The 7,225-nt window shown below is 34.9% G+C and carries 5 protein-coding genes; all 5 read left to right on the forward strand.

Annotation, left to right across the window (positions count from 1 at the left end; translation table 11 throughout):
• Nucleotides 1-119 precede the first annotated feature (119 nt).
• The 5 genes from ACFO9Q_RS22900 to ACFO9Q_RS22920 all read left to right on the forward strand — a co-directional run bounded on the left by ACFO9Q_RS22900 (nt 120) and on the right by ACFO9Q_RS22920 (nt 6,317).
• Nucleotides 120-1,241 carry a hypothetical protein gene (locus ACFO9Q_RS22900; protein ID WP_379185901.1) on the forward strand — a complete coding sequence of 374 codons (1,122 nt, stop codon included), beginning with the start codon at nt 120-122 and terminating at the stop codon, nt 1,239-1,241.
• A gap of 90 nt (nt 1,242-1,331) precedes the next feature.
• Entirely contained in the window at nt 1,332-1,733 is a 402-nt protein-coding gene (locus ACFO9Q_RS22905; RefSeq protein WP_379185902.1) for a Tn7-like element transposition protein TnsE, read from the forward strand.
• Between the two features lie 125 nt (nt 1,734-1,858).
• Nucleotides 1,859-3,091 carry a DNA cytosine methyltransferase gene (locus ACFO9Q_RS22910; RefSeq protein WP_379185903.1) on the forward strand — a complete coding sequence of 411 codons (1,233 nt, stop codon included), beginning with the start codon at nt 1,859-1,861 and terminating at the stop codon, nt 3,089-3,091.
• A 6-nt stretch (nt 3,092-3,097) separates the two neighbouring features.
• The gene (locus tag ACFO9Q_RS22915; RefSeq protein ID WP_379185904.1) at nt 3,098-5,413 is read left to right on the forward strand and encodes an ATP-binding protein; all 2,316 of its coding nucleotides are present in this window, start codon (nt 3,098-3,100) and stop codon (nt 5,411-5,413) included.
• On the forward strand, nt 5,397-6,317 hold the full coding sequence (locus ACFO9Q_RS22920) for a hypothetical protein (RefSeq protein ID WP_379185905.1): 921 nt from the start codon (nt 5,397-5,399) through the stop codon (nt 6,315-6,317). Before ACFO9Q_RS22915 ends, ACFO9Q_RS22920 begins: the two co-directional genes overlap by 17 nt.
• Nucleotides 6,318-7,225: the final 908 nt, after the last annotated feature.

The following is a 7,225-nucleotide window of genomic DNA, read 5'->3' on the forward strand; positions in this document are numbered from 1 at the left end:
GATTTGGTTTTGAAGTGGAAGCCGTCGCGCTTGATTCTGGTTATATGACGACACCAATCTGCAAAGGACAGCGGTCATGGATTGCATAATTTTAATTTGGCATATGAGGTGACAACACAGTGGCTGCAATAGAATTTCGTTCGTGGCCGTTCGCAGAAAATGAGGATGTAGAATTGATTTGGTTCGGTTCGCCATATACCGATTACAAAGGAAATTGGAGAATACGAATTGCCTTTAGAAGAGTATCGGGTGAAGTGAAAATCTTGTCCCGTGCTTGGGGAGCAATTCCACTATTGCGAATTGGCCAAATCTATACGAATGGTGTGCTTAATCATTTCCGCCCCATGAGCGGATCGGCGTATACATTTACCATTCCCTCGCTTAATAGCGGTAAAGTGGTGAATGGATTTCAGTTGCCTAAAAGTCTTATTAATTTCGGGAAAAATCCAGAGCTCGGAACACAAAAAATCGTTCAGTATGCGATTGGGGATATAACTCTATGTATTCCGGTGTTAGAGCTTATCAGAGCAATGTTTATTAATTCGAATCTGATGGCGAATATGATGTTACAGCCGCATGGCTTGGAGCAACTTATCGATCGCTGTGAGTATGAAAAGAATATTCTGCATTTTCATTTAGGGCCTCGTGTACCTAATACAATGGCTACGGAAAGTAATGCTCGTCATATGTCATGGATCTATCTGGATTTTAAAATAAAAGCGATGTGGGATTCTGTATATCAATCGCTATTCAGTCGGGCAATTGCCGAATATCCCACTAATCCAACTAAAGCATTGAGAAAAGGAATACCAATAGATGTGGAATTACCGCCTACAGGCCCCATAGAGCTGATTGTACGCGGCGATAAATTTATCAACATGGTTTTGGTTAAAGAAATCATAGGACTTGCAGGCTTCACCCATCCTGCCAATGAAATTGCATTCTTTCATCAATCTAAAAAACGACAGGAATCTGCATTCGGAGATAGACGCTTAAGAATATCAGCTCGCTCCAAGGATGATGGCATAATCATAAATGATGACAGCGAAAATGCCAAAGAGGACACTAATCAAGATGTTCTTGAAGCCCCTCCTACCTTCATGAAGTTCGTCAACTATCCAATAGTGAGAACGCGTAAGAAGGACGTACGTCGGACGAATGCAGGTAACGATGTAATTGTTAGTTCTGGTAGAGGCGGCAAAAATTCAGGGGAATCCAAAGAAGTCAGTGTTCAGGATTAAATCGTCGGTGGCGATACACCTCCCATTGATTTTAAAACACTGGAGATGGTTCCGATTTCTGAAGCTATAGGATTAGAAGACTTCTTCAAGATGATTAGTTTACTGAAGGAAATGGCTAAGTACTCCATTAAGATGTCTGTAGTCCGTATTCCACCTGGTAAACGCTTTTCGATTTGCCCAAATGGTGTTCGCCGGACTTGTGCTATTGTTCAAGTGACCAGCCCTTTGTTCACAAAATATATTCTAGAAATTGCAAGGCCGGATGATTGGTCAATATCTACACTTATTCTGGGACCATTGCAGGATGTGGAACTAAAGACAATAGAAAATGAGATTAAGCTGCTGCTTGAGGGATTGGTGCAAAACAGTGGTCATTGGGATAAAAATATTTTGGATCGATGTGATAAATTGGTTGCTGAAAAGATTAAACATTATCGTAATGATGAAGTAAGAGATTGGGCTATTCGAATTCGAGAAAAAATTTCTCTTTGATTTTACAATTTTCCTAGTAGCCCAGTAATATCTAATGTAAAATGAAGGAAGTATAGGATTTCCCTCCTGGTCAAATAGTCTTATGTATGATATCCTGGTTCAAAAACACAGAATAGGTGGAGCTAATGAGCGGTCAAATTTTTAATGTTCTAGATTTATTTTCAGGGGCGGGTGGAATGGCCGAGGGTTTTATGCAGGCTGGATTTAGAATACCTAATGCATGTGATTTTAGCGCCGAAGCAGCATTAACTTATAAAAATAGACATAGAGAATTAGGCTATAAAGATTTGAAATTCTATCAAGGTGATATTAGGAGAATAGCAAAACCCAAAAAGATTAAAGAGTTTCTCGATGGTAATGAAATATCTGTAGTTGTAGGTGGTCCACCGTGTCAAGGTTTTAGTTTAACTGGGAAGAGAAGTCAATCAGATCCAAGGAATTATCTTTTTATTGAATATTTAAAAATTGTAAAAATCGTGAAACCTAAATATTTCGTTATAGAAAATGTAGAAGGTATACTATCCTTTAAAGTAAATGGATTGAAAGCGATAAGTCAAACTATTTATGATAATGTAACTGTACCTGAAATTATTGTTAAAGAAGCTGAGAAAATTGGCTATAGCGTAAAATATAAATTGTTAAATGCGAAAAACTATGGTGTTCCTCAAAATCGTCCGAGAGTCATCTTTTTAGGACATCAGATCAAACGTGTAAAAGGTGAACTAATTGATATAGTCCCACCACCTGAATTTCCTGACATTCATAACAATACAGTAACTGTTTCTCAAGCAATTTCAGATTTACGATTTTTGAAAAATGGAGAAACAGCAGAATTATATGACAGTAAATATAAAACTTCTTTGTATCAGTCAGCATTAAAAAGTGGTTTAACACCGAGCATACACGGTGTTGGAATAAGCGCTGGAAGTTTAACTAATCATTCTGCTTCAAAACATACAGATAAAGTTACGAAAAGGTTCAAAAGATTAAAGCCTGATGAGAGTATCGCACAATTATTAAACCGAATAGACAAGCAGGAGTTTGAAGAATTTAATACAAAGAAGTATAGATGTACTAAGCTTCACAAAGACAAGGTCTCCCCTACTATTCTTACTTTACCTGATGATATTATTCATTATGATCCCAGTAATCCAAGAATACTATCAGTTAGAGAACTGGCAAGATTACAATCATTTGATGATTCTTTTGAGTTTTTGGGTAAAAGGACAACTGGTGGAGAGAGGAGAAAGCATGAAACTCCCCAGTACACTCAAGTTGGAAATGCAGTGCCTCCTTTATTTGCTAATGCTATTGCAAATGAAATTATGAAAGTACTAAAAAATAATGATAATGAGTGATGCGTAATGGCTGATAGGGATTTATTGAAGTTCAAAATTAGTACAGGTCTTAAAAATCTAATCGGTAAAGAATTAATTACTGATGAGCTAATAGCTATATTTGAGTTGGTTAAAAATTCATATGATGCACATGCAACTCACGTAAAGCTATATTTTAAGAATAATAAATCAAGTAATGCCCAAATTATTATAGTTGATAACGGTAAGGGAATGGACATTGAGGATATACAAGAAAAATGGTTATTTGTTGCGTATTCTGCCAAGAAAGATGGTTCTGAAGATGAACAGGAGAAAGAGGACTATCGATCAAAACTAAAGTCGCTAAGAGGTTTTGCGGGAGCTAAAGGTGTAGGTCGTTTTTCATGTGATCGTCTAGGAAATAAACTCAATCTTATTACTATTAAAGATAAGAACAACGCTCTTATAGAAAATATCAATGTTAAATGGGAAGAGTTTGAGAAGAACAACAAAGCTGAGTTTGCAGAAATAGGAGTTAAGCATAAAGTCTTAGAAAAAATAGAATACGATATTCCACATGGCACAATTTTAGAAATAACTGGTCTGAGGGATAAGTGGGAAAGAGATAAATTGATTAAGTTAAAAAACTCACTGGAGAAGTTAATAAACCCAAATCAGCAAACAGACAGTTTTAGCATTGAGCTAATTGCAGATGATGAAATTAATGATGACAAAAAAGCACCAGAGTATAGTAAAATAAATGGGTTTATTAAAAACTCTATATTTGAAGTGCTAAAAATTAAAACTACCAAGATCAATGTATTAGTTGAAAATAAGACAATCACTACAACTCTTGAAGATCGAGGGAAGATTATATATAAAACAATTGAGATCAATCCATATGTAATCGAAGATATAAGTTTTGAGCTTTTTTATCTGAATCATGCTGCCAAAACTAATTTTACAAAATTAATGGGAATACGCCCTAAATCATACGGGTCGATTTTTATGTATAAGAATGGTTTTAGAATCTACCCTTTTGGTGAAGAAGGCGAAGATCCATTAAAATTAGATATGCGAAAAAATCAAGGGCACAATAGATTTCTTGGCACACGTGAACTTATTGGAAGAATTGAGATAACAGATTTTCGGGATAATTTTATAGAAACAACAAGCCGTGATGGTGGTTTCATAAAAAACAACTTCTATGAAGATTTAACTAAATGCTTCTATGATAAAGGCCTGAAAAGATTAGAAAAGTATGTAGTGAGTATTATTAGATGGGGTGAGCCATACAAAATAAATTCAGAAGATAGCAACGAAAGGAATCGAGCCCTAGATCCTGAAGATGTAAAATCGGAGATAATCGAAACTATAAAAAAAATATCCTTATCAAAAGATATTATTAGTGTAGAGTATGATCCCGACTTTATCGAGATAATTGAAGAACGCCAACAAAATAGCGCATCAAGAGTTATTTCAAATTTAACTGTAAGAGCTTTAGAAAGTACAAATGATCCTGAGTTGCATAAAGACCTAAATAGAATCGGGAAGAAATTTAATGAGCTTTTAATAGAGAGAAACGAATTTGAGAAAGAAAGTGAATTGAGCAAAGAGCAATTGCAGCAAATGAGCGAGGATCTTAATAAGACTGAGAGCCAAAATCTTTTTCTAAAATCAGTTGCTTCTACAAATGTAAAAGAAATAGTTAGTTTGCAGCATCATATTGATCATGGAACTGTGAAAATCGGCAACAGTCTTAATGGCTTGAAAGACGCTATCAAAAATGATGCTTCAAAACTAACATTAATGAAATTTGTAGAAAAGATAAGCATAGAGAATGAAAAAATTTCGACTATTGCAAGATTCGTTACCAAAGCTAATTTTAATACTACGTCTAAGACTATAACACGGGATATTGTTCAATTTATAAATGAGTATATTGAAAATGTTTATTTGCATTACGAAGATTTAAACATTAATAACACATTACTGGGTATAGAAATTGATAACTCGAAAAATATAGTCTTTAGCTATAAGTTCAAACCATTAGAAGTTATTATTATTGTTGATAATTTACTTAGCAATTCTTATAAAGCTGGTGCGAAAAATGTGCAAATAGTGTGGGAGAAAGATACATTGGATACATTGAAAATGATATATAGAGATGATGGAAAGGGAATTGAAAGCAAGCTAGTTGATAAGATATTTCATTTTGGTTTTACAACTACTGATGGGTCAGGATTGGGACTATTCCATGTCAGACAGTTATTAGAGAATATGAATGGTAGAATTTCAGTCAATACAAATAAAGCGCATGGTGCAGAGTTTATTTTGGAGGTTCATAATGGGACTGGAATATAGGATACTGTGGTTTGAAGATGACGCTGATATTGTTGCCGAGAAAAGAGAAGTGCTAGATGAATTCCTAATGGATTATGGGTTTAAACTTAATATTCATCATCACGAAAATGGGAGAAATTTAGAAGAATTAATTAAAGATGATTACGACTTGATTTTGACTGATTTAAACTTAAGTGAGGAAGACACTGGAGACAAAATATTAGAGAATTTAAGAAGTCATAATATATTAACGGAAGTTTTGTTTTATTCAAGTAATGCAACTGGTATAAACGATATTATTACAAGACATAAATGGGTAGAACGTGTATCATTTTTGGTTGGTGCTAAAGAACTTTTAAGTAAGATTAAACAATTGATTTCACTTACTATTAAGAAATTGCAAGAGGTCAATACAATGAGAGGCTTAGTGATGTCTGAAACGAGTGAATTAGATGTTAAAATGACAGGAATTATTCTAGATCTTATCTCAACATGCGGAGATCAAGATAAAAAAAAGCAAGAGATAATTGATAAAGTAATTATAAATAGAGAAGAAAGATTAACTAAATACAAGTCAATAGCAACTATTGAAATTATCGAGCAATTGTGTGGAGAACTAGAAGCTAATGACAGACTAAGTGCTATTAATAGATTAATAAAACACAGACATTTAGAACTCGGGACAGCACTGTTTTCAGATAATAAAGATATTCTTCAAGCTTATAAAACTGAAATACTTGATGTTAGGAATGCATTAGCACACTCAGAAGTAATTATTGTAGATAATAAAAAAGTGATTAGAAGCCATGTGAATAAAAAGGAAGTAACCTTTGATGAAGATACTTGTAAAAAAATAAGAAGAGATTTAATAAAGCACACGGGGAATTTAAAGAACCTAAGTGAAAAAATTAAATCTACGTTATAGCCATCGTTGCTTTATGCTGATTTTGCAGCAAAAAGTACATTTTAACCAGTTTACCTTAAGATCTTGGAGCGTAATGGAAATTGGTATGTTAAAGCAGTTTTCAATTCCACATTCGGGACATTTATTTGCGATTGTTTTCAACGGCATAGTTTCACCCCATTCTTTATAAAATGTGCCCTTTATAAAATGTATTTAAACATTTGAAATATATGTACCCATTACTAATTAGAACGACTCTTATTTTTTAATTCAGTCTAACACTTTATTTTTCGAGTTTGAGGGATTGATTATGAAGTTGCAATTTATAGTCTAAAACTTATTTCTCAAAAGCTGACGTTTTTCCAACTCAAAAACCGCGCCAAATCAACTTTCAAAAAGGTGTTGTTGATTTGGCGTTGGGGACTCCCCAACGCTTTTTTTTGCGAAAAAGGATTTCATTGACTTACAACCAGTGTCAGTCACGCAAGAGATCGTAGAACTAAGAAAGAGGGCTCAGTGCGGCCTACTGCTTGGTCGCCTCTAGTCTCGAATGGGTTCATTCTTTAGGATTTACGAAGCTTGTCCGCCTTCTATGTAAGATTGTTTATTTTTAGGCATGTGGTAGCAAATGACCAGGACTTTTCGTGAAATAGCGATGTATGCTTTCTTTATTTCCGCGGCGCAAGTTTCCAAAACTTCGTTGATAATTCCGTGTTTTGTGAACGAGCGATTGCCCGGGGTAATGCCTGGCCATGAAGCCAAATGGTCAGCCTTGTTAATCTCCTCTTCACCGGCTATGAATAAAGGCCAACCCCAAATGAGTGGTTAACCTGATCAAACCAAAAAGCAGCCGACGGCTGCTTCAGGCTGTCGAGAAAGTATCGACAGCCTTCTTTATGTCCAAATAGTTTAACACGACACCGCGTTAA

It is taken from the genome of Paenibacillus sp. GCM10023252, from assembly GCF_042653305.1.
Lineage (GTDB): Bacteria > Bacillota > Bacilli > Paenibacillales > Paenibacillaceae > Pristimantibacillus.